20 protein-coding genes and 9 pseudogenes are annotated in these 22692 nt (G+C 64.0%); 14 read left to right on the top strand and 15 right to left on the bottom strand.

Annotation, left to right across the window (positions count from 1 at the left end; translation table 11 throughout):
• Positions 1-603: 603 nt before the first annotated feature.
• From QCE63_RS17420 to QCE63_RS17400, 5 genes and pseudogenes are all read left to right on the top strand, one after another.
• The gene (locus QCE63_RS17420; protein ID WP_309834692.1) at positions 604-774 is read left to right on the top strand and encodes a zinc ribbon-containing protein; all 171 of its coding nucleotides are present in this window, start codon (positions 604-606) and stop codon (positions 772-774) included.
• A gap of 891 nt (positions 775-1665) precedes the next feature.
• Positions 1666-2469, top strand: a pseudogene (locus QCE63_RS17415) (alcohol dehydrogenase catalytic domain-containing protein); the annotation flags it as partial.
• Positions 2461-4175 (top strand): annotated as a pseudogene (locus QCE63_RS17410) (SulP family inorganic anion transporter). The pseudogenes QCE63_RS17415 and QCE63_RS17410, both read left to right, overlap by 9 nt.
• A 55-nt stretch (positions 4176-4230) precedes the next feature.
• Complete coding sequence (locus QCE63_RS17405; RefSeq protein WP_309834689.1) at positions 4231-5142, top strand: alpha/beta hydrolase; 912 nt, start codon at positions 4231-4233, stop codon at positions 5140-5142.
• Entirely contained in the window at positions 5139-6530 is a 1392-nt protein-coding gene (locus QCE63_RS17400; protein ID WP_309834688.1) for a hypothetical protein, read from the top strand. The genes QCE63_RS17405 and QCE63_RS17400 overlap by 4 nt, the downstream gene beginning before the upstream one ends.
• Here QCE63_RS17400 and QCE63_RS17395 read toward each other — a convergent pair.
• The 6 genes and pseudogenes from QCE63_RS17395 to QCE63_RS17370 form a co-directional block, all read right to left on the bottom strand.
• Positions 6518-7405, bottom strand: a complete 888-nt coding sequence (locus tag QCE63_RS17395) for a glycoside hydrolase family 15 protein (protein WP_309834687.1) — start codon at positions 7403-7405, stop codon at positions 6518-6520. The genes QCE63_RS17400 and QCE63_RS17395 overlap by 13 nt on opposite strands.
• A gap of 2 nt (positions 7406-7407) precedes the next feature.
• Positions 7408-8400 carry an SDR family oxidoreductase gene (locus tag QCE63_RS17390; protein ID WP_309834685.1) on the bottom strand — a complete coding sequence of 331 codons (993 nt, stop codon included), beginning with the start codon at positions 8398-8400 and terminating at the stop codon, positions 7408-7410.
• A 2-nt stretch (positions 8401-8402) separates the two neighbouring features.
• Positions 8403-10045 (bottom strand): annotated as a pseudogene (locus tag QCE63_RS17385) (GMC family oxidoreductase).
• Entirely contained in the window at positions 10035-10679 is a 645-nt protein-coding gene (locus tag QCE63_RS17380) for a gluconate 2-dehydrogenase subunit 3 family protein (RefSeq protein ID WP_309834683.1), read from the bottom strand. Before QCE63_RS17380 ends, QCE63_RS17385 begins: the two are co-directional and overlap by 11 nt.
• A complete protein-coding gene (locus QCE63_RS17375; RefSeq protein ID WP_309834680.1) occupies positions 10676-11590 on the bottom strand; it encodes a hypothetical protein in 915 nt (304 codons plus the stop codon). Before QCE63_RS17375 ends, QCE63_RS17380 begins: the two co-directional genes overlap by 4 nt.
• A gap of 2 nt (positions 11591-11592) precedes the next feature.
• A pseudogene (locus QCE63_RS17370) lies at positions 11593-11880 on the bottom strand (enolase C-terminal domain-like protein); the annotation flags it as partial.
• Between the two features lie 63 nt (positions 11881-11943).
• Here QCE63_RS17370 and QCE63_RS17365 point away from each other — a divergent pair.
• Positions 11944-12588, top strand: coding sequence for an MgtC/SapB family protein (locus tag QCE63_RS17365; RefSeq protein WP_309834679.1), 645 nt, complete (start codon positions 11944-11946; stop codon positions 12586-12588).
• A gap of 437 nt (positions 12589-13025) precedes the next feature.
• Here the strand turns inward: QCE63_RS17365 and QCE63_RS17360 are convergent, their stop codons facing one another.
• Positions 13026-13130: an RcnB family protein gene (locus QCE63_RS17360; protein WP_404990152.1), complete on the bottom strand. Its 105-nt coding sequence runs from the start codon at positions 13128-13130 to the stop codon at positions 13026-13028.
• A 148-nt stretch (positions 13131-13278) separates the two neighbouring features.
• Between QCE63_RS17360 and QCE63_RS17355 the strand changes: the two are divergent.
• From QCE63_RS17355 to QCE63_RS17335, 5 genes and pseudogenes are all read left to right on the top strand, one after another.
• Positions 13279-13548 (top strand): annotated as a pseudogene (locus QCE63_RS17355) (erythromycin esterase family protein); the annotation flags it as partial.
• Positions 13549-13768: 220 nt separating this feature from the next.
• A complete protein-coding gene (locus tag QCE63_RS17350; RefSeq protein ID WP_309834677.1) occupies positions 13769-15727 on the top strand; it encodes a KUP/HAK/KT family potassium transporter in 1959 nt (652 codons plus the stop codon).
• Positions 15709-15981, top strand: a complete 273-nt coding sequence (locus QCE63_RS17345; RefSeq protein ID WP_309834675.1) for an MFS transporter — start codon at positions 15709-15711, stop codon at positions 15979-15981. Before QCE63_RS17350 ends, QCE63_RS17345 begins: the two co-directional genes overlap by 19 nt.
• 141 nt (positions 15982-16122) lie before the next feature.
• Complete coding sequence (locus tag QCE63_RS17340) at positions 16123-16977, top strand: MFS transporter (protein WP_309834673.1); 855 nt, start codon at positions 16123-16125, stop codon at positions 16975-16977.
• Between the two features lie 49 nt (positions 16978-17026).
• Positions 17027-17185, top strand: coding sequence for a hypothetical protein (locus QCE63_RS17335; protein WP_309834672.1), 159 nt, complete (start codon positions 17027-17029; stop codon positions 17183-17185).
• A 12-nt stretch (positions 17186-17197) separates the two neighbouring features.
• Here the strand turns inward: QCE63_RS17335 and QCE63_RS17330 are convergent, their stop codons facing one another.
• From QCE63_RS17330 to QCE63_RS17310, 5 genes and pseudogenes are all read right to left on the bottom strand, one after another.
• Entirely contained in the window at positions 17198-17416 is a 219-nt protein-coding gene (locus QCE63_RS17330; RefSeq protein ID WP_309834671.1) for a hypothetical protein, read from the bottom strand.
• Positions 17417-17436: 20 nt separating this feature from the next.
• Positions 17437-17715, bottom strand: a complete 279-nt coding sequence (locus tag QCE63_RS17325) for a hypothetical protein (protein WP_309834669.1) — start codon at positions 17713-17715, stop codon at positions 17437-17439.
• Complete coding sequence (locus tag QCE63_RS17320) at positions 17712-17918, bottom strand: hypothetical protein (RefSeq protein WP_309834667.1); 207 nt, start codon at positions 17916-17918, stop codon at positions 17712-17714. Before QCE63_RS17320 ends, QCE63_RS17325 begins: the two co-directional genes overlap by 4 nt.
• A 102-nt stretch (positions 17919-18020) precedes the next feature.
• The gene (locus QCE63_RS17315; RefSeq protein ID WP_309834665.1) at positions 18021-18356 is read right to left on the bottom strand and encodes a hypothetical protein; all 336 of its coding nucleotides are present in this window, start codon (positions 18354-18356) and stop codon (positions 18021-18023) included.
• A 67-nt stretch (positions 18357-18423) separates the two neighbouring features.
• A pseudogene (locus QCE63_RS17310) lies at positions 18424-18909 on the bottom strand (glutathione binding-like protein); the annotation flags it as partial.
• A 62-nt stretch (positions 18910-18971) separates the two neighbouring features.
• On the opposite strand from QCE63_RS17310, the gene QCE63_RS17305 reads away from it, so the two are divergent.
• Together QCE63_RS17305 and QCE63_RS17300 are read left to right on the top strand one after the other, a co-directional pair.
• Positions 18972-19205 carry a hypothetical protein gene (locus tag QCE63_RS17305; RefSeq protein ID WP_309834663.1) on the top strand — a complete coding sequence of 78 codons (234 nt, stop codon included), beginning with the start codon at positions 18972-18974 and terminating at the stop codon, positions 19203-19205.
• Positions 19199-20098: a GGDEF domain-containing protein gene (locus QCE63_RS17300; protein WP_309834662.1), complete on the top strand. Its 900-nt coding sequence runs from the start codon at positions 19199-19201 to the stop codon at positions 20096-20098. Before QCE63_RS17305 ends, QCE63_RS17300 begins: the two co-directional genes overlap by 7 nt.
• On the opposite strand, the pseudogene QCE63_RS17295 reads toward QCE63_RS17300, so the two are convergent.
• The 3 pseudogenes from QCE63_RS17295 to QCE63_RS17285 all read right to left on the bottom strand — a co-directional run.
• Positions 20088-20243: pseudogene (locus QCE63_RS17295) on the bottom strand (hypothetical protein); the annotation flags it as partial. The gene QCE63_RS17300 and the pseudogene QCE63_RS17295 overlap by 11 nt on opposite strands.
• Before the next feature lie 167 nt (positions 20244-20410).
• Positions 20411-20536, bottom strand: a pseudogene (locus tag QCE63_RS17290) (IS4 family transposase); the annotation flags it as partial.
• Between the two features lie 121 nt (positions 20537-20657).
• Positions 20658-22060: pseudogene (locus tag QCE63_RS17285) on the bottom strand (transposase).
• 127 nt (positions 22061-22187) lie between these two features.
• On the opposite strand from QCE63_RS17285, the gene QCE63_RS17280 reads away from it, so the two are divergent.
• Positions 22188-22502: a PBPRA1643 family SWIM/SEC-C metal-binding motif protein gene (locus tag QCE63_RS17280; RefSeq protein ID WP_309834660.1), complete on the top strand. Its 315-nt coding sequence runs from the start codon at positions 22188-22190 to the stop codon at positions 22500-22502.
• Positions 22503-22692 lie beyond the last annotated feature (190 nt).

The following is a 22692-nucleotide window of genomic DNA, read 5'->3' as shown; positions in this document are numbered from 1 at the left end:
CAAGAACTTCGGCCGGGAGAGGCGCGCCTAGTTAGGCCTGCTTGGGCTTTTAGGCCTACTTGCCCTTATTGAGCGTTTATTGCCAGGCTTGCGAGCCTCGTTGAGCGCGATGGCCACCGTTTGTTTCTGCGGCTTCCCATGTTTCATTTCTGTCTTTATATTCTTCGAAGCAGTAATCGCGCGAGGTTCCTTTCTTTAGCGGCATAGCTGGCCCCTTTGTAATGCTGGCGACAGACAGCCATCAGCTTTTCCGTTCGTTTTCGGTTTCACAACGTCGGGATATCGGTCTTCGCTCCGCAGCATCCGCGATGGCGAGGTCGCAGCGATGGTGGTCACCGGTATAAAGCAATGCTGTACCGGTGACGAGTCGATTGCTGTCTGTCCGCGATCCCGCGGCGGATGTCTTGTCGAACGGACGAAGTCTTGTTGTGAAGCCGTTGTCCCTAAACGTGAGTCCTTGTCTCATACGCCCGGATGCTCGTACACGGTCTAAGGCCTGTTCCGAGCGGTCGCAAGTGTCGTCGACGCCCCGTCGGAATGCTCGTTGCTGGCATTGGATGGGGGTCGTGCAGATCCTCATAAATTCACATATTGGAGACGGCTATGTCAGCACAGACAGGCGAGAAAGCGCAAAAGACCGGCGACTTTCGTTGCGAAAAATGCCACCATTCGACGCACGTCACCGAAGGCCACGAGATCCCGAAGTGCCCGAAGTGCGGCAACGGCACCTACTCGACGCGGGTGCGTGAGCCTGGTAACAAATCGAGTAGCTGAGGCCGCGCGGGTCTGGCAAATATGCGCGGTATCGCGCGCACGCACACTTCTACGCAGCGATCTAAGTGTGGCAAAAAGGGGCCGATGCGCATCCAGATTGCAGTGGGCGCTCCACCGGGCTGCCTATCATTGACAAGGGATACCCAGTAGGGGCGGTTCAACTGCCGGGTGCTTCCCTCGTTTCTGGAATTGATTGACCTTCGACGGTGCGCCTCGCCTTCGGCTGAACTGAGCCTACAACGGTCGTCGTTGCGATCATTCGGTGCCCCGCCGACAGCACCTGGCTGGCTTTGATTCCGACAGGTTGCCCGTACGACTCAATTTCCGGGTCTTTTCTCGTCGCTTCTTGCGCCCTTGATCACAGCACCCCGGATTCTTCCGGTGCCTGCGGCTGATCGGGCTTTGTCTCCGGCGTTCCGAGGTCAGGCACATCCGAGTTCGGCTGAGACTGAGTCGGCGCGGGCGCTACCGGGGTAGTTGGATGCGACATAGGGGGCTTCCTGTTCGATATTAGTTGAAGATTCGTCCGGTCCGGTGCGGTACTGCGCACAACAGTTTAGGTTCAGCGAATGGGATGCCATCAGAAAGATCAGCCGCTGCTTCGTTGTCGGAACGACCTCTAATCACGATTCGCGGTCGAAGGAACGGCCATTTGACGAGGTGACGGCGACGAACAACTCGCCAGCTTCCGCAGGCTGCGACCGGCGGAGTTATTACTAAATTCCGTATATGGTATCCGTACCGCTTTTTTCTTGACGGTGCGCCGATTAGCCGCGACGTGGGATGCATACAGCGCGTATCCCAATACATGTTTTGGCCGACTGGCGAAATGGGCCGGAAGGTAGGCGCATCCATTGCTTAACGAAGCCTCACCCGTCTCAGGAGCGCTCGATGAAAGCTGTGGTGTTTCACGACATAGGCAATATCTCACTCGACAACGTGCCGGACCCGGTCATGGAGCATGACCAGGATGCCATCGTGCGCCTGACTGCGAGCGCAATTTGCGGTACGGATCTGCACATGGTGCGCGGCACGTTTCCCGGCATGGTGCCCGGCACGATCCTCGGACACGAGGGCGTCGGCATCATCGAGGAAGTAGGAAAAGGAGTGAGGAATTTCCGGCGCGGCGATCGGGTGCTGATTCCGTCGACGATTTCGTGCGGCGCGTGCGCCTATTGCCGGACCGGATACACGGCACAATGCGACAACGCGAATCCGAACGGCCCGGCGGCGGGCACGTCGTTCTTCGGCGGCCCGAAACCCACCGGGCCGATCAACGGCCTGCAAGCGCAATATGCCCGGGTTCCGCTTGCGCACGCAAGCTTGATGAAGCTGCCCGAGGTGCTCGACGATGACCGGGCGATCCTGCTGTCCGATATCTTCCCGACTGGCTTCTTTGGCGCGCAACTCGCGGAGATTAGGCAGGGCGATACTGTGGCCGTGTTCGGCGCGGGTCCGGTGGGGCAGTTCGCAGTGGCAAGCGCCTTCATGCTCGGCGCGGGGCGCGTGATCGTCGTGGATCGGCTCGATGACCGGCTCGCGATGGCGTGCGCGCAAGGGGCAGAAGCGGTCAACTTCGACAACGAGGATCCTGTCGAAGCGATCAAGGCCCTGACCGCGGGCGTCGGCGTCGATCGCGCCATCGATGCCGTCGGCGTCGATGCCGTCCATGCACGAAGAAGTGCGATTGATCCGCTTCGCTGGTTCCCAGGGTTCGCCGCGTTGTGCGCGTACGAGGCGCACTGGCTCTTCTACGATTTCGTCGCGGGACTTTCGGTGAGCGCAGTGCTGGTCCCGGCGGGCATGGCCTATGCCGAGGCGGCGGGACTTCCCGCGGTGAACGGCTTGTATGCGTCCTTCGCCGCGATGCTCGCTTATGCCATCTTCGGCCCGAGCCGCCTGCTCGTCGTCGGGCCTGATTCGGCGCTGGTCGCGCTCATCGCCGCGAGCATCGTATCGCTGAGTCAGGGCGACCCGCATCGTGCGGTCATGGCGGCCAGCGCGCTCGCGGTGCTGGCGGGCGCGATCTGCCTCGTCGTCGGATTGCTGAAGCTCGGCTTCGTCAGCGAATTGCTGTCGCTGCCCATCCGATACGGCTTCCTGAACGGCATCATTCTGACGATCATCGTCGGACAGATGCCGAAGCTGCTCGGCTTCAAGGGCAAGGGCGAATCGTTCATTGCGCAGGTGAACGATCTGATCGGCGGACTCGCCGCATCGAAAGTGAACATGACGGCGTTCGCCATCGGCATCGGCGCGCTCGTGTCGATCCTGCTCGTCAAACGCTTCTGGCCGAAAGTGCCTGGCGTGCTGATCGCGGTCGGCGTGGCGACGGCGCTCGTAAAAGCGATGGACCTCGGCAAGCAAGCGGGCGTCGCGACCGTGGGCAACGTGCCGCGTGGGCTTCCTTCAATCGAATTCCCGCTGATGCCGCTCGATCAATGGTGGCAGCTCGCGGGCGCGGCGGCGGCGATCGCGCTCGTCTCGTTCACGGATGTCGTGGTCTGTCCCGCACCTACGAGATGCGCACGAAGGAAACGGTCGACCGCAATCAGGAATGCATCGCGCTCGGTTTGTCGAACATCGCGGCGGGCCTGTTTCAGGGCTTCGCCGTAAGCGCGAGCGGCTCGCGCACGCCCGTGGCCGAAGCCGCCGGCGCGAAGACGCAATTGACGGGCGTGTTCGCCGCGATTGTCGTCGCGGCGTTGCTCGTGGTCGCGCCGCATGCGCTCGCCAGCACGCCGCAAGCCGCGCTGGCCGCGGTCGTGATCGCCGCATGTCTTTCGATGCTCGAAGTGCGCGGCGTGATGCGGCTTTATCGCCTGCGCAAGAACGAGTTCGTGCAGGCGCTCGCGTGCTTTGCCGGCGTCGCGTTGCTGGGCGTCGTCAACGGCATTGCGCTCGCGCTGCTGCTGGCCGTGCTGTCGTTTCTATGGCGCGCGTGGCGGCCTTATGACGCCGTGCTCGGACGCATCGACGGACGCAAGGGTTATCACGATGTATCGCGTCATCCCGAGGCGCGGCGCGTGCCCGGTCTCGTGCTGTTCCGCTGGGACGCGCCGCTTTTCTTCGCGAATTCGGAGATTTTTCGCGAGCACGTACTGCGCGCAATCGACGACGCCGATAACACCGCGCGCTGGACCGTGATCGCCGCCGAGCCGGTGACGGACATCGATCTCACCGCCGTCGAAGTGCTGGAGCGTTTGCAGACGGAACTCGCCGAGCGCGACATCGCGTTGTGCTTCGCCGAGTTGAAAGGGCCGGTGAAAGACAACCTGAAGCGTTATGGCGTGCTGCAAACGATCGGCGAAGAGCGTTTGTTTCCGACCATCGGCGAGGCGGTCAGCGGCTATCTCGCGGCGCACGACGATGTGCAATGGCGCGATTGGGAAGATGAATGAAGCGGGCGCTTTTATTGCTAAGACTTCGAATTGAACGGGACGGGAGGCGGTCTGCATGAAACCACACCGCGTGAGAGTCGCGTGGCCTTCATGGCGCATCGTCGCCAGCGTCGGCGTGTGCGCGCTCTCGGCGTGGGCCGCGGTCGAATGGGCGCGTCTGAAGCGTACGCCCGCATTGAGCGATGAAAGCGCGGGCGCGGGCATCACCGTGCGCTACACGCAGGCCGGGCCTTATCGCATGTTCTCGCGCCGCGCGGCATGCGCGGACGGCCATGCGAAGCGCCTGCCGGTCGTGCTCGTGCATGGCCTCGTGATATCGAGCCGCTACATGGAGCCACTCGCGCTCGCATTGCGCGAAGACTTCGACGTGCATGCGCCCGATCTTCCCGGCTTCGGCGAAAGCGCGCTGCACGGCCACACGCTTTCGGTCCCCGAGCTCGCCGATGCGCTGCGCCTGTGGCTCGGCGCGCGCGGCATCGAGCGCGCCATGTTCGTCGGCAATTCGTACGGCTGTCAGATTCTCGCGGATTTCGCCGCGCGCTATCCCGAAGCGGTCGACCGGCTCGTGCTGCAAGGCCCGACCGTCGATCGCGATGCGCGCTGGCTTGTCGCTCAGATTCATCGCGACTGGCGCAACGGACGGATGGAGCAAGCGCGCTCGTCGGCGGCGATCGGACGCATCGATTACGCGAAGGCGGGCATCCTGCGCGCCATCATGACGATGCGCGCGCTCATGCGCGATCGCATCGAGCGCAAGCTGTCGCGCATCGCGGCGCCGACGCTCGTCGTCGCGGGTTCGCGCGATCCGGTCGCGCCGCTCGCGTGGGCGGGCGAAGTGGCGGCGCGCTTGCCGAACGGCGCGCTGCTGACCATCGACGGCGGCACGCACACGCTCAACTACGTGTATCCGCATAGCTTCGCGCACGCGATCCGTCCGTTTCTCCTTCAGGGCGGTGCATCGACATGACGAGACCGCCGCGCGGCATCGCCCGTTTCGATTCGGCCGCCGGCATGGTGCAGGCGCTCGCGTCGTCTCTGCACGGCGAGCGTTTCAGCAGCCCGAGCCAGTCGCCTTTGCTCGACAGTCTGATGCCGCCGATCAATCTGCTGCCGAAGCGTCCGCGCGAGTGGGTGTACACGGTGGGCGGCATGTCGGAGGGCATCACGGCGCGGCAGGCGCGGCGGCTCGATGTCGAAGGCATCGGCGGATGGATCGCGGGGCTCTATCCACAACGCAAATACGATGCCGCGTTCATCGGCTCGTCGAATGGCGCGTTGATGCATGTCGCGGCGGCGCTCGGCGTGCCGTGGCTGCCGCAGACATTTCTGTGCCCGGTGCGCGCGCCGTTCAGCGATCCCGACGATGCGCGAGCTGGCTTCGATGACGGCCTGCGTTCCGTCGATGCCTTGCTTCATGCCGATCCGCGCATCGCCGTGCATCATATGCAGGACCCGAATCAGGACCGGCTGATGCTCTCCGCGATGAGCTACTTCCGGCTGAAGCTGCGCGCATTGCCGCTGGCTTATCGCGAGTTTCTGCTGCGCAGCCTCGCGCCCAATGCGACCATTCATATCAGCCGATGCACGCGCGACTGGCCCGTCACGCGAACGGGAGACAGATCGTTCTACCAGTTCGGCGCATTGGGCGGCGCGACGGAAGATGAATACTTCAACGGTGGGCCGCGTGTGGCGCGCTATCTCGCGCGTTATGGCGTGAAGCGCACGCACTGGGACCCGCCCGCGCCGACGCAACGCGCGCCGGAAGCCGAGTGGGGCTATGACGAGGCGCTGACCGCGTCCATCGTCGCGCTGGCGAAAGAGAAGAACTGGCGCGTCGTCGAATGGCGTTTCGCGGAGCCGGAAGCGTTCAGCTTCGCGACGGCGGATCTCTATCGCGACTGGTATCGCAGCATGGGAATCGAGTCGAGGCGGCTCGTCGTCGATTCGTTTCTGCTGATGGACCCGTACACGACGTTGCGCCTGCGCGCGATTCCGTTCTGGCTGGTGTTCTGCACCGACCCTTCGGCTCAAACGCTGCGCCGCTTTCTGGACGGCGCATCGTTCGATGACATCGACATGATGCTGTTCTCGCACGGCACCGAAAGCGTCGGTCTGACGGGCATCCGCGAATGGCGTGCGCTGCTCGCGAAGCCGAAGCGCGAAGGGCGCTTTCTCGGCGTCGATGAGCGGCGTTATCCGCGTGACTTCGCGACCTTCGTGCGCTTCGATCGCGCGCTCGCGGCACTCGGGCCGCAATACGATATGCCCGCGCCGATGCCGCTCGCGTTCTTCGAAGATGCGCTGCGAAAAGGCGGCTCTTCCTACGGCATCAGCGTGCATGATCACAGCGCGTGAAGCGAGTGCTGTTCGTCATCGAAGAAAGAGGCCGTGTTGATGAGTGCGACATGCGAAAACACTTGCGGAAAGTTTCCGCATGGACGCTGCCGTTTCGTGTCGAATTCTTTGGCCAGCAAGCCAAGATCGTTTCGAAGCGATAGGACGCGTTCGAACAACGCGCGCGCTTCATCTTCCCGCCCCTGCATCTGCATTACCTGCGCGAGCCAGCAACTGCACGCGATGAAGGCGCCTTCGCGCCGCGCGCCGCGTGCGTCGAGAAAGCGGAACACGAGACCGTCGCGCATCAGGTGACGTTCGATGGCGTCGACCGTCGCGACGATGCGCGGATCATCGGCATGCAGGAAGCCGCGCAACGGCAGCAGCAGAAGGCTCGCATCGAGGCGATCGCTGTCGTAGGACTGCGTGAACGCGTTGACATCGCGATGAAAGCCGTGCGTCAACACGCTTTGCCGGATCGCCTCCGCGTCGCGCCGCCAGTCGTCGATGGGCGCGTCGCGGCCAAAGCGCGCGAGGCGTATCGACAATTCGCTCGTCAAGGCGGCGCGCCCCGACACGCAGCGCACTTGGCGCATGAGGCGCGCGGGCGTCTCGTCCCATGCGAGGCAGTCCGTCAATTCGATCACGCCGCTCGCGGTGTGCATCGTCGTTTCGAGCACGAGCGACGCAGCGACATAGCGCCGTGTCACCTTCAGCACGGTCTCGTCGGGCGCGACGCGCCAGTATCCGTTCGACGTATCGCCGAGCAGCGCGGCGAAACACGGTGGCGCTTCGAACGCGGGCCAGCAGAGCCAGTCGATCGATCCGTCTTTCGCGACGAGCGCCGCGGCCTGGCCATCGCCGAGCAGCGCGTAATCTTCGAAGCGCGCTGCCATGTCTAGCGGCGCGGGCGCATGCCACGCAGAAGACATGCGCCGAGCGCGAGCGCCGCGCCCAGCAGCACCCCGCGATGCGCATCGACAAAGAACGACGCACTCGTGCGCTTCGCTTCGCTTTCGAAGCGGCCATGCACGCGATGCAGCGCGCTCACGGGCTCCCATAGATTGCCGGTCCTGCCGTCGTTGGGCAGCGTGGCGTCCTGTTGCGCCTGATAGCCATTGCGGCCGAGATACGCATCGAGCAATCCGGGCACGATGGCATTCGCGACGATCGCCTTCACCGACGATGTCCCCACCCACAACTCGCGCCGCCGATGCGTCGCCGCCCACCATATCGCGCGTGCCGCGACCTCGGGCTCGTAGATCGGCGCGACGGGACGCGGCGCATGCGGCATCGCGTTCCTGGCCCAGTCGAATTGCGGCGTGTTCAATGCGGGCATCTGGACCATCGTCACATGGATGCGGCTGCGCGGGTGATGCAGCTCGCAGCGCAATGAATCGGTGAAGCCGCGTATCGCGTGTTTCGCGCCGCAATATGCCGATTGCAGCGGAATCGAACGATAGGCGAGCGCCGAGCCGACCTGCACGATGACGCCGCGATCGCGCGGCGTCATGCGCTTGAGCGCGGCCATCGTGCCCCACACGAAGCCGAGATACGTGACATCGGTAATGCGCCTGAATTCATCCTCCGACAGCGAGGAAAGCGGGGCGAAGGCCGTGACCATCGCGTTGTTGATCCATACGTCGATGGGACCGAGCGTGGCTTCGATGCGCACGGCGGCATCGTCGAGCGCGCCGGCTGTGCTGACATCGAGCGCAATGGCCAACGCCCGCACGCCCTGCGCGCGCACGTCGGCGGCGGCCTGTTCGAGCGCTTGCGCATCGCGCGCGATCATCGCGACATCCACGCCGCGCCGCGCGAATTCGAGCGCCGTCGCGCGGCCCACGCCCGCGCTCGCGCCCGTGATGACCGCAACTTTTGGCTTTCTCATCGCTATAACTCCCCTCGTGCCGCGAGCGCCTCGATGCGGTCCGCCGTGCGCAGCGCGATCGCCTGAATCGTGAGCGACGGATTCACGCCGCCCACCGTCGGAAACACGGAGCCATCGCAGATCCACAGATTGTCGATGTCCCAGCTACGGCAATCGGGATTCACGACGCTCGTTCGGGATCGTCGCCCATGCGCGCGGTGCCGTTCAGGTGGCACGTATCGTCGTCCTGACGCCATACGTCGCGTGCGCCGGCTGCGTCGAGCGCCATGCTCATGTAATCGAGCGAATGCCTGACGAGGCGCTTGTCGTTGTCGCACAGCGAATACGTGACGCGCGCAACGGGCAGACCGTACTGATCTTTCTCGTCGGCCAGCGTCACGCGATTGCGTTCCTGCGGCATCGCCTCGCCGACGATCTTCAAGCCCGCCTGATGGTTGTACTTGCGCATTTCGTCGACGAGCGCCTGTCCCCATAGCCCGCGTCCGTTCTGCACGGCGGCCCACGCGACCGGCAGCGGCCCCTGGCTCATGTAGCAATAGCCGCCGAAGAAGTCCTTGCCCTTGTCTTCGTAGTTCCAGTGCTCGGTCATCGAGAGCGACGGCGGTCCCTCGTACCAGCGCACTTCTTCATCCATCGTGCCCCACACGGCCTGATTCAACTGCACCATCAGATTCTTGCCGACGAGGCCGGAGCTATTCGCGAGTCCATCGGGATAACGATCGGTAGCGGACATCAGCAACAGGCGCGGCGTTTCGATCGCATAGCCCGCGACCACCACATTGCGTGCGCGCTGAAAGCGCCAGCGTCCCTCGCGAAAGTATTCGACGCCTTGCGCGCGTCCATCGTCGCCGATGACGATGCGCCCGACTATCGCGAGATCGCGAATCTCAGCGCCCGCGCGCACCGCACGCGGTATCCATGTGACGAGCGCGCTTTGCTTCGCATTGGTCGCGCATCCCGACACGCAGAAGCCGCGATACACGCACGGATGCGCCTCGCCGCGCGGCGCGGAAACGGTCGCGAGCGGCGTCGGCGTCCAGTCGATGCCGAGCGCCTCGCAACCGCGCGCGAGCACGAGCGCCGCCGCGTTCAACTCATGCGGCCGATACGGATAACGCGGACGCTTCGGTCCCCACGGATACGTGACCGGCCCCGAAATCTTCAGCGCGTTCTCGACTTCGCCGTGGTAGCGCCACATCTCGCGCCAGTCGAGCGGCCAGTCCGCGCCGTAGCCGAGCAGCGTTCGCGATTTGAACCATTCGGGCCGAAAGCGCAGCGACACCATCGCGAAGTGAACGGTGCTGCCGCCCACGGCTTTGCCGCTGTTGTTGTTGCCGAGCTTCAGCGGATCGTCGCCGTCGCAGATGCGTTCGTCGGTCCAGAAGAGTTTCGATTGATGCGTCTCGTCCGATGCGAACTCTTCGAGCGGCCGCCACCAAGCGCCCGCATCGAACGCGACGACGCGAAAGCCTTTCTCCGCGAGACGGCATGCGAGCGTGCCGCCGCCCGCGCCCGTCCCGACGATCGCGAAATCGACGGCATCGCTTTCTTCGTACTCGCGCATCGGCAGCCACGCGCCATGATGAAAGACATCCGGCGCGCGTCCGTGCTTGCCGCGCGGCACGCGTTGCGGATCATCGGACACGCCGGTTCTCCTTCTTCGCCTTGTCTTCGTGACCGGGTTTCGCTTCGGCGGCTTCCCACGGATCGCGCCGGTCGAACACCATGCGTACGTAGCCGCGCGGATTCGCCGGGCCGCCGAAGCCCATCTCGCTCCACGCGCGCGGATGCGAGTAGTACGCGCCGCAAATGTCGTGCAGCACGCGCATCGCGAAGAAGAGCGCGGCTGGCATGCCGCGCCATGCGCCGACGTGCAGACTGCCTTGCTGCATGTCATGCAGGAGCGCGTGTTGCGCGTCTCTTTCGATGCTCGCGAAGGGCAATTCATGACGCGCGCGGCTTTCGGCGTCGAGGGCCGCGAGGCCGATGCGCCATGCTTCGCGCATCGGCGGCAGGCGCGCATCGCGAAAGCCGTCGCCGATGTCTTTCACGAGCTTGGCGTCGAGCAACGCGGGCAAGGGCGCGGCTTCGCGCTCGTCGTCCTGCGGCACGATGCACGCGCAGAGCGCACGCAATGCGATCAATTCGACTGCATCGAAGAAGCGCGGATCTTTCGGCGTCGCGAGACGTTCGTCGATGACCTCGCGCGTGATGTCGTCCCACGATGGCGTGTCGCGCTTCGTCGTCACGTCGTAGCCTGGATAGCGCGGCAGCGTCATCGCTCGGTCTCCCGCAAACGCAGCGCGGCGAGGCCCGCGAGCGCGAGCGCCGAAAAACTCGGCGGCGCGGGCAAGGGCGGGCCGTTGAAGAGATTCTGGCTCCAGTTGCGCCAGCCGCCCTGATTGCGCGCAATGCCGCGCGCATGAAAGCCCACGCCGATGAAACCGAGCGCCGTCGTCATGCGCAGCCAGAGCCGCGTGAACCAGCGCGCTCTGGGCGCGGCCATCGCCGTGTGGACGAGCAACGCGGACGCGACAGGCGGAATGACGATGGGCGCGTACATCACCGGGTTCTGGAAACTGCCGCGAAAATGCAGCAATGCGACTTCGCCGAGCGTGCCGGCGATTCCCGCGCTCGTCACGAGCGCGAGCGCCTGGCCCGCGGGCATGCCGAAAAGACGCGGCTCGTGCGCGGGTTCATCGCGCAATCGTTCCGCCACCGCGCCGAGTGTGCCGGACAGCAGCAGCGCCATCGGTGCGCCGAGCGGCGCGGCATAGAAGAGGTTGTGCCAGCTCCATCGGCCGGGACGTTTGGTGATGTTGTAGATATGGAAGCCCGTGCCCGCGATGCCCGCGAGCGCCGCGCTCGCATAGATCGAGCTGCGCACCGGATGACGCTGCGGCTCGTGATCGCGTCCGCCATGCACGCCCGCGAGCAGCGACAACGCGGACACGACGAGCGGCGTGTACATCGCGGGGTTGTCGAAGGAGCCGCGATAGTGCTCCATGGCGCTATCGGCGAGCACGGACAGCGCGAGCAGCGCCGCGCTGCGATTGAAGGTGCGGGCCGTGTCGATATGCGTCTGCACCGGCGTCGTCACGCGCGGTTTCGCTCGCGTGCCGAGCAATGCGGCGCCCGCCGCAACGATGCCGCATGCAATGGCGATATGGCCTGATTTGATGTCGTTCATCTCTACACCGCGTAACGCTGCGCATCCGCATGCCTGAAATCGAGCCCGCAGCCGGGACGCGACAAGTCCGGCGCAATGGCGCCATCGATCGCACGCGGCGCGCCGTCGAACAGCATTTGCTCGATGCGAACGTGATCGTGAAACCATTCCTGATGCCGCAACCGCGGCGCGGCGCATGCGGCGTGCAGATGCATCGCGGGCGCGCAATGCGCGGAGAGCGGGACGAGGAACGCGTCGCACAATGCGGCCACGCGCATAAAGCCGGTGATGCCGCCGCAGCGCGTGACATCGATGACGATGGCGCACATGCCTCTCACGAATGGCCGGATGTCTGCATTCGAATCTCGCTGGCGGTGCTCGCCGGCATCCTGATCGGCTATAACCGGAGCGAAGCGGGCAAGGACGCCGGATTGCGCACGACCTTGCTCGTGTGTCTCGCCGCGTGCCTCGCCATGCTGATGACCAATGCGCTGCTCGGGCAGGCGGGCAAGGCATCCGATTCATTTATTCAACTGGATCTGATGCGCTTGCCGCTCGGGATACTGTCGGGCGTGGGCTTCATCGGCGCGGGAGCGATCCTTCGCAAGGACGGCCTCGTCAAAGGACTGACGACGGCGGCGACGCTGTGGTTCGTGACTGTCGTGGGCTTGTGCTTCGGCGCCGGTCAGCTCGGGCTCGGCATCGCGGGGCTCGTGCTGGGCATCGCCGTGCTGTGGTTGATGAAGGCCGTCGAAACCCGCTTGTCCTGCGAGATTCACGCGGAACTGCGCGTGACTTATGAGCGAGGTGGATTCTCGCGAGAGACGCTCACCGATTCGATGCGCGCAGCCGGATGCCGCCTCACCAGCGTGGCGGGATCGGCGAAAGGAGCGAAGTGTATGGAGGAGCGATTCGAAGTGCGCTGGCACAGTCCGCCCGAAGTCCGACGCGTGCCGCCGTTCAACGAATCGGCGATGGCAGCGGGTGCTTTGGAGTCCGAGTGGAGCATCGTGCGATGATGCAGACGCTGAATGTTCGGAAGGCTAGCGCAATGGACTATTGGCTCTCAGCGCGCTTTGACGTATAAATTAAACGCCATCGTGGATGGTGACTTCAGGAGTGCAAATGCTGTAAGGTGCGTGGCTTGCAACAAGCTGATTTACTCCGATGATGCACGAGAGGACGACACTTGCCCGGCATGCGGTTCCACGGAGACTGTGCACATCGCGATGGGTTTTATCTTCGATCAAGGCGGTGAACGTGCCGGAGCAATCGGCTTGGCCCCCGGAACGGCGCGACGCTGCCGAATCGATTCGCAGGAAACCTTAGAGTTATCCGCTACGGTTGATTGAAACGCATGCTTCTTTCCGCCGCTTCCCTGCTTTGAATGTGCGCTTGTTTTCCCCTCTCCGAGCGCATGATCGCCCGCCTGATGGCGGGCTTTTTCTTGCTGGCGTTATTGCGACATCACGACTTGCGCAATGATGCCCGACGCCACTGCGACCAGCAGATAGTCCGCGCCGACGCCTACCCATTGATATCCGCGCGGCGGCTGGCGCAGCTTATGACCGCGCCAGTCGTCTACGACGTAACAACGAGCCGCGATATTCCGACTGGCACAAGGGCGAGCGCCTCTCGACGATGCGGATCGGCCCGAACCGGCGAAGCCGGCCGCGCGTTCGTTGCCCGAACTGATTCGCGCATCGGCGGTGCGTTTGCCCGCGCTCGACGCGGCGGATTTCGCACACGCGTTCGATCGCTTCGCCGACCAGCGCGTGGTTCTGCTCGGCGAAGCGAGTCACGGCACCGCCGAGTTCTACGAAGCGCGCGCCGCGATCACGCGGCGTCTCATCGAGCGGCATGGCTTTCGGTTCGTCGCGGTCGAAGCCGACTGGCCCGATGCCGCGATCATCGACGAACACGTGCGCGGACGCCCGCGCGCGCGGCCCGAAGCACGTCCGTTCAGGCGTTTTCCAACGTGGATGTGGCGCAATGCGGAGTTCGCCGCGTTCATCGCATGGCTGCGCCAGCACAATTCGACCATCGTTTCGCGGGCATGCGCTGAGGCATCCATGATGTTTTCCCATAAACAAGACGTTTCGAATGGCAGCAAGCTTCAGACCCAGTTCGACGATGCCAACGCGAGCGCGGAACACCTCTTGCTGGGGCTTCGGCACGGCTCACAGCATACGGACATGGATGACATCGACATCGAACTCATCGCGCGCAACGCACGACGTCACCCGCACCGCGCCAGCGTCCGAAAAGGCGCTGGCGGGTCTCATGCGGGGCGCGCTCGGCGTCGTATTCGGCGATATCGGCACGAGCCCGATCTATGCGCTGCGCCAGGGCGTGAGCGAAGCGGGCACTGTCGACGCCGCCATCGCGATGGGCATTCTATCGATGATCGTATGGGCCGTCGTCATCGTCGTGATGGGCAAGTACGTGTGCTACGTGATGCGCGCGGACAACGAAGGCGAGGGCGGCATCGTCGCGTTGACGGCGCTCGCGCGCTCGGACTACGAGCAGCAGGGGCGGCGCGTGCCGCATCTGTTGCTGATGGCCGGTCTCTTCGGCGCGGCGATGTTCTACGGCGATTCGATGATCACGCCCGCGGTCTCCGTGCTTTCGGCAGTGGAAGGGCTCGCACAGGTGAGCGCGAAGTTCGAGCCGTTCATCGTGCCGCTCGCGGTGGCGATCCTCATCGCGCTCTTTCTGTTTCAGCGGCGCGGCACGTCGGTCGTCGGCAAATCGTTCGGGCCGGTCATGCTCGTATGGTTCGTGTATCTCGCGGCGGTGGGCGTCTATCGGATCGGGGAGCATCCGGACGTGCTGCGCGCGCTTTCGCCCGTTTATGCGGCGTCGCTCGTGGTCGCGCATGCGGGGCTCGCGTTCACGATTCTTGGCGCCGTGATTCTCGCGCTGACCGGCGCCGAAGCGCTCTACGCCGATATCGGTCACTTCGGCAGGCGCGCGATACGCATCGCGTGGCTCGTCGTCGTGTTTCCGGCGATCATCATCGGTTACTTCGGGCAGGCCGCGACGATTCTTCATCAGCCGGGCGCGGCGAAGCAGCCGTTCTTCTACGCCGCGCCTTCATGGGCGCTGATTCCGACGGTGTCGATCGCGCTGCTCGCGACGGTGATCGCATCGCAGGCCGTGATTTCAGGCGCTTTCTCGATGACGAGTCAGGCGATCGAGCTCGGCTTTCTGCCGCGCCTGCGCGTGATCGAGACATCGGCATCGCATCGCGGGCAAGTGTACGTGCCGGCAGTGAACGCGCTGCTCTACGGCGCGGTGATGTTTCTCGTGCTCGTGTTTCGCAGCTCGGACCGGCTGACCTCGGCATACGGCATCGCGGTCGGTCTCACGATGCTGATCACGACGGTGCAGATGGTGAGCGTTTCGCGCAACATCTGGCGCTGGCCGTGGCTCGCGGTCGCGCTGCTCAGCGTGCCGTTCATCGCGATCGATGCGCTGCTCGTCGCGGCGAACGTCCACAAGATTCCGCAGGGCGGCTGGTTTCCCGTGGCGATCGGCGCGCTGCTCTTCGTGTTGATGGCGACATGGCATCGCGGGCTGGAGCTTGCCGGACATCATGCGTCGTGCGCGAAGCCGCTCGCGGATTTTCTGCGCGATGCGCTGCAACGCGCGGAGCCGCCCGCGCGCGTGCCGGGCACCGCGGTCTATCCGGGCAGCACGCCGGACGCGACGCCTTCCGCGCTCACGAGCAACGTGCGCCATAACCGCGTGCTGCACCAGACGACGGTGATCTTCGCGAACCGCTCGGAATCGGCCCCGCGCGTCGACGAGCACACGCGCATCGAAGTGCGCGATCTGGGCGCGGGCTGCTACGAAGTGATCTCGCGACACGGCTTCGTCGAGCGGCCGAATCTGCCGCGTCTGCTCGCTTCGCTCAACGGCCACTTTGGCGACTGGCGCTTCGACCCGAAGCACACGGCCTACTTCCTGCCACGCGACGAAGCGGCGCCCGGCTGCTCGCACGGGCAAATGCGGCGCTGGCGCGAGCGCCTCTTCGGTTCGATGTCGTTCCATTCGGCATCGAGCGCGGAGTATATGGACTTCGAAGCGAAGACGTCGTGGAACTCGGCCTGCAGGTCGCGCTTTAACTCGCACTTATGCAAATACACAACGTAAAGGCGACCCGTCCGCTGCTCGCCGTGAGCTTCTTCGCAGCGGACGTGGAAGCGGGCGTCGGCCCGTTTCTCGGCATCTATCTGCAATCGCACGGCTGGACGACGGACCGCATCGGCACCGTGCTGACCATTGGCGGCATCGTCGGCATGCTGGTCACGACGCCCGCGGGCGCGCTCGTCGATGCGACCTCGCGCAGGCGCGCCATCGTCGCGGCCGGGAGCGCGCTGTCGATCGTCTCGGCGATCATCATCTGACTGTTCCACGGCTTCTGGCCCGTCACGCTCTCGCAGATCGCCACAGCCATCGCGGGCGCGACGATGGGCCCGGCGCTCGCCGGTCTCACGCTCGGCATCGTCGGACGGCAGAATTTCGACCGTCAATACGGGCGCAATTAGGTGGCGAATCATGCGGGCAATATCGCAGCGGCGGCGCTCTCCGGCTGGCTCGGCGCGTGGCTCGGCATGCCGTATATCTTCGCGCTGAGCGCGGCGTTCGGCGCGGGCTGCATTCTCACGGCGCTGTGGATTCCGCCTGGCTCGGTGCATCGGCATTACGCGCGCGGCTTTGCGAAAGACGATGCCGACGACGCCTCCGATATCCACCCCGACGCCCTGCGCGTGCTGTTGCACAACCGGTCGCTGCTCGTGCTGTCGGCGGCGCTCGCGGCGTTCAATCTCGGCAATTCCGCGATGTTGCCGCTCTACAGCCTCGCGGTCGCATCGACGCATGCCGCCGATCCGAGTCACGTGACGGCCGCCAACATCGTCATCTCGCAGATCGTCATGCTGATCGCGGCGGCCTACGCGAGCCGCGCGATCCGCCGCTTCGGGTTCTGGTGGATCATCCTCGCCACGCTCGACGCTGCCGCTGCGCGCCGTCACGGCGGCGTTCGTCCCGCTGATGTGGGGCGTCCTGCCGGTGCAGGTGTTCGACGGCCTCGGCGCGGGATTTCAGAGCGTCGCGGTGCCCGCGCTCGTCGTGCATCTGCTGCATGGGAGCGGCCGCGTGATCTGGGCCAGGGCGCGGTGCTGGGCGTCGAAGTGGCGGGCGCCTGTTTTAGCCCGATGCTCGGCGGCTGGATCGCGCATCAGTACGGCTTTTCGGCCGCGTTCGTGGCGCTCGGAAGCCTGTCGGTCATATCGTTCGCGATCTGGGTCGGTTATGGACGGCGCGTGCGGGAAGCATGCGACACGCGGCGCGACGAACTCGGCAAGCTGTCCGACGTGGATTCGTCGACGTTAGTGCCCTGACAACGATGGCGGCACGCGGAATGCGGGCTTTGTTCTGCACGGAGATGCTATGAATCCCGACGCCCACCAAGGCATGCAAAGACCGATTCCCGACGTCGACCCCGATCCGGCGCCGCCGCCCGACGGCGATCCCGATTCCATTCCGCCGGACGGTACGCCGCGTCCTATCGGCGATCCGCCTGATCGTGCGCCGCCGGAACGGGTCTAAGCATTCCCACGATCACTCCGACACGTCGTTGGCCGGCAGCGCGTCGGCCTTCGCGTTCGCGTGTGTCTTCGCGGCTTCCATCGCCATGTCGAAGTTTTCGACGGGGCGGTCGCGCATTTCGGTGAAGCCGTCGGCGTCGATCGTGTAGGCCCAGGTGCATTGACCGGTCGGATCGTGATCGATGGTGATTTCGACGGTATGTCCGTTGCGAACGTAAGTTTCGGTCGACATGATGTGCCTCTCGATGTGGTTCACGACATGCCCGCGCCGCGCAGGCGCTTGAGGGCGAGAATCGCGGCGGCGGGCACATGCACGGCGCCGAAGCCGAGCACGAACACGACCCACGCGGGTATCGGCAATTCGAGCGTATACGCGCCCATTGCGCCGAACGCGAGCGCCACCACGATCAGCACGAAATGCGCGGTGCGGCGCTTGCCCGTCCCGCGCGTGAAATTGGGAATTTCGTAGTGCGTGTAGCAGACGATCGCGCCCATCAGCGCGGCCGCGACGATGGCCTGCCACGGAATCACGGTTTGTTCGAACCGGGCGGCACTGGGTTCTTTTCCTGCGACGACGGCAATGCGTTTTCCGATGCCTCGTGGCCGCGCTTCGTTCGCGCGTCGAGCTCGGCTTGCTTCGTGTCTTGCGAGGACGGCGGCGCGGATTCGTCGCGGCCTAAGGGTTCGTCCATGTCGTCGGCGGTGGCGTGCGGCACGGGTTTGTCCTGCTGCATGATGGCCTCCGGAATGCGATGAAGCGGCGCGCGGAACGCACGCCTCTATGTCGGGCGGAGCAAATGCCGGTCCCGGTTCGGCGCTCGGCGCGCTCTTTGGCCTCACCAGCCTTGCGCGCCGCCGCCATTCGTCGACGGGCTCGTCTTGCCGTTCGTGCTGCCGCTGCCGTTCAGGCGCGGCTGCACGCCGCCGGAGCCGGTGGTGGTGGTGTTCGTACCTTTCCCGGCCGCGTTCGATCCGTTCGCCGTGCCGCCGACGCCGGACTGGCCGCCCGACGGACCGCCATCGGACGGGGAAGCGGCGGTGTTGCCCGCCGCGTTCTGCGCGCTCGACGGGCCGTGGCTCACGCCGGGTTGCGTCTGCGCGGCCTCGGCGAATGCGCCGCCCGAGAGCCCGAGCATCAAAAGGGAAATCGCGAGTTTGCGGGTCGCTTGCATGACGTGTCTCCGGAAATCAGTGGTTCACGCTTCGTATCGCGCAAGCCGCGTTCCGGGGCCGATCCTTTCACTCCAGCCCTTCGTGCTCGAATGCGAGCTTGACGGCGGGCCGCTCGCGCATGCGGTGGTAGAACGCCTGCAGCTCGGCGGGCATATCGACGTTCATCTTGCGCGCCCATGTCAGCATCGTGAAAAGATACGCGTCCGCGGCGCTGACCTCGTTGCCGAACAGATAATCGCCGCGCAGCATCGTCGCGATGAGTGCAAAGCGCTGACCGATTTTCTCGCGCGCCGCCGTGGCTTCCGCGTCGGCGGCTGGCCTGAACACGCGGCCGAACTGCTTGTGGATTTCCGTCGATATGAACGCGAGCATTTCGATCAGGCGCAGCTTGCCGTCGTCGCCGGAGGGCGCGAGCGATGGCGCCCGTTGCGGGACCCAACACAGAATCGCGATGTTCTCGGTGAGACGCTTGCCGTCGTCGAGTTCGAGGACGGGCACGTAACCTTTCGGATTGATGTCGTTGAACGGCGTATTGTTTTCGGTGCGTTTCGACGATCCGCCGTCCGCCGTCCATGACGGCGGCGGTTCCTGCCCCGCGCGTGGCGGGCTTTGCCATGTTCCACACACCTGACACAAAAACACTCCGCCTTTGCAGCGTGCTCGCGAGCACGGCGTTCGGGCTCGTCTTCGCGCTGGTGCGCTTCGGACGAAGCATCGAGCCGCAATTCGTGCATTGGTCGGCGAGCGCGTTCCTGTATGCCGCGGTGCTCGTCGGGTTCGAGTACTCGCGGGGCAATCTCGTGCTCGTCGGGCTGCTGCTCGGCGCGCTCGCGGCACCAACATGCTGATCATCTCCGGCCTGCGATCGTTCGACGGCAAGCCGCCGTTTCACGCGTGGATGCTCGCGCCGGTCATCGGCTGCGCGGCGATGCATATTTTGCCGGCGTCGCTCGGCGGCCACGGTCCGGGCGCATCGATCGTATCGACGATCACGCATGCGGGCGACACGATCAGCGTCGCGGTTTCCGCGGCCATCACCGGCATCACGCTCTGGTCGAGCGGGCGGCGCGAGAAGAGCCGTGCGAGACGCATCGCCGGACTCGCGATGCTCGGCTATCTGCCGGGCTACGCCGTGACGCTCGCGGCTTACTTGTTCACGGTTCCGCGCCTCAACCTGCTCGCGCTGATTCCGACGCTCTCCGACCAACTGCTTCTCGGCGTGCTCAATCTCGGCCTGCTCGCGATTCCCGCCGAGCGCGCGCAACAACGCCTACGCGACGCCGCGCTGCGCGATCCGCTGACGGGCGTCTGGAACCGCGCCGGATTCGGCCGTTACGCGACGCGTCTCGCCGCGCCGGGCGCCACCGTACTCGCGATCGATATCGATCATTTCAAGGAGATCAACGATCGCCACGGTCATCTCACCGGCGACAACGTGTTGATCGAACTGGCGCGGCTCGCGGGCGACGAAGTCGAATCGCTCGGCGGCGAGTTCGGCCGGCTCGGCGGCGATGAGTTCGTCGCGATTCTGCCCGCGTCGCGCGCGGCGAATGCGCAGGCCTGCGCGAACCAGATCCACGAGGCGTGCCGCAAAGTCACCGAAGGCATGCCCGAATGGACGACGAGCATCGGCGTATCGCAGATCGGGGCGAACGAAAACGGCTTTCACGACGCACTGCAACGCGCCGACGTCGCGCTTTATCGCGCGAAGGTGGCGGGGCGCAACAAGCTCACTGCGTAAGTGATGAACCGAGTCCCTGACGCAGCGTCCGCGCCGCCGCTACCATGTTGCGCAGCGCGGGAATCACTTCATCCCATTGCCGCGCACTGAGCCCGCAGTCAGGATTGACCCACAGGCCCTCGCCGGGAATGCGCTCCGCCGCCTTCGCCTGCTGGTCGAGAAAGAGCCGGTAGGTCCACGTGATGCGATCGCTTCGTTCGGCGAGTACTCGATACCTGTCTTGATTGAGGTCTCTCGGTCGACCATGGGCGGGCGACGACGCGAGAACGTTCGAAATCCTTGACGCTGTGCTTGCCCGATGATTTTGACGCTGGGTTCACCATCGCCTTCGCGGGCCAGACAACCGCCGAGCATGGCGACCAAGCGCACGACCTCATTTAGACGCAGTGAGCTCTTCGGCGGCTTCTTCTTGTTGAGAATGAACGCCGCTGTGAGAGCCTCCGGGCGAAATCCCCCCGGAGCTACTTACCGCTAAATATGTGCGCTCCGCTAATCCACATATCAATTTCATTTCGCCATTTTAAATCTCGAGAGTGCCGCGTTCGGCGCGGTCTTGATGCTATGTGGCCAGGCGGAACATCTCGAAGTTGTCAGGGTCCTGCCTTTCGGCGATGAATTTCGCAAAGAAATTGGTTTTGGTGCTATTCACGAGAAATTCGGGCAGGCATTGGCGTAGTGCATTGGCTACGACCAATTCCGATGGGGGGATGCCGGGGCGGATGGTGCGCAGCCAGGATGCAAATGAACTCCAGACGAGTGAAGGGAACACCACTGCCAGGTACTGAAGCAGTCCCTGACAGATAATGCCGGCCTGGATGAAGCGTGGTAGGCGTGTGTCTTGCGCTTAATGGCGTTGCGGTACTCGAGGGATTCGCGATGAAGGTATTGATCGCGGTTTTTGCGGCCAAGCGGCTTCATGTCTTGCATCCAAAAGTGGTAGGCGAAAGTGCCGATCCGATGTACCGCCTGTTTGAAGGTGTGTTCGATCTTGAAGCGCAACCCGTACAAGCGAATGATCTGGATGGGATCGAGGCTGAGATCGGTGCACATCAACAGGCACGAACCCCTGCAAGGGTGAATCACTGCCACGAAGCGAACCACCCGTCCTCCGCACGCAGGCCACAGTAGATCGCGGACACGATACTGAATGGTGAGGTCGTGCTCGCCATAGACAGGGCTGGCGGCTGATTTCGAGAACTGGGGTTCAGCCAGGAGCGATTTCAGTTTGACCTTGTCACCGTAAAGTCTGGGGCGGCCTCGTTTGCGCGGTCCTTGCTGCAGGTACGGGACATAGGCGACTGCATTGGATTTCACGCGTGTGACCAGGTGGTTGTCCTGATCGCGCAGGCCTTTGACGATCTTGCGAGCAGCGTAGTAGGCATCGGCGACGAAGTAGAACGGCTCCTTCACCGAGACGATATCCAGCAGCGCAATCATCTTGTCGAGCAAGGTACGCCGATCGCGGTTGGACCACACGAGACCTTCGTGAATGCGCACGGCCAGCGGTATGGCAAAGACGCTCTGGGCGGCCTCCACGAGTATGCTGACCGCCTGCATGGAGTGTCCCATTATGTATTCGGGCTTGCTGTTGGAGTCGGACTGTTGATGCAGCAGCTTGACGCCGGGCATCTTCTTGCCGGACTTGGCCACCTTGATGCCGTCTCCGACCAGGACGCGCCGGCCATTGACGCGTAGCGGATCCGGGAACAGGCGCAACACCGCCTGAGTCCACAGCGCCGTGAGCTGATCGAGTTGCACGGCGTTGCTGTGCAAGCTGTCACGCAGCTTGTTGTACAGAGCAGGTCGCAGCTTGAGTGCACGCACGACGCTGGTCACGCCCAACAACTCGGTGCGCACCGTGAAGCCTGCCACGACGGTTGCGAACCACATGAAGCTGCGCAGGCGCGAGAACGCCGGGCGCAGTAACCAGATCGCGTCCCACCAAGCCATCCAAAGCGTCATCGTTAGTCTTCGAGCTTTCGTATTGACTGGTTCGCATAGTACTACTAAATTAGAAATCTAAAGAACGGCAGTTGAAAAAACTGCGCCGGGGAGGTTACGAATGTTTTAACCAACCGTACAGGCTTATATGCTGCACGAAACGGGCGTCAGAGTTAATCTCCGCCCCTTAACCGCAATCACAGGATCGAACATGCCAAAGATTGGCTCAGAACAACGACCGATCATTGTCCGAGTGACGTCAGATGATCGTGCTCACTATGTGGCGCAAGTATGCCAGCAGAACGGCTGGCATTACATCATTGGCTTCGAAGGTTCAGAGGACATTTCTGACCTTGAGAATGCGCTCAATCCACCGTTACCCATGCAGTCCACGAAGGTGGAGCGCAATATCCCATGTCCCTGCGGTTCGGGGCGCAAATACAAGAAGTGCTGCGGCTCCTAGGCGAACGGGAGTGGATCGCCGAGAAGTGGACTGACGCTCTCGATCGTCGAATCGAGACCGTGAAAAGGGCGAGCAAGAACTCGGCACTCTTGAGGACATTTCTGACCTTGAGAATGCGCTCAATCCACCGTTACCCATGCAGTCCACGAAGGTGGAGCGCAATATCCCATGTCCCTGCGGTTCGGGGCGC

Source organism: Caballeronia sp. LZ065, from assembly GCF_031450975.1.
GTDB lineage: Bacteria > Pseudomonadota > Gammaproteobacteria > Burkholderiales > Burkholderiaceae > Caballeronia.
This window is presented reverse-complemented; position numbering and strand designations above follow the sequence as displayed.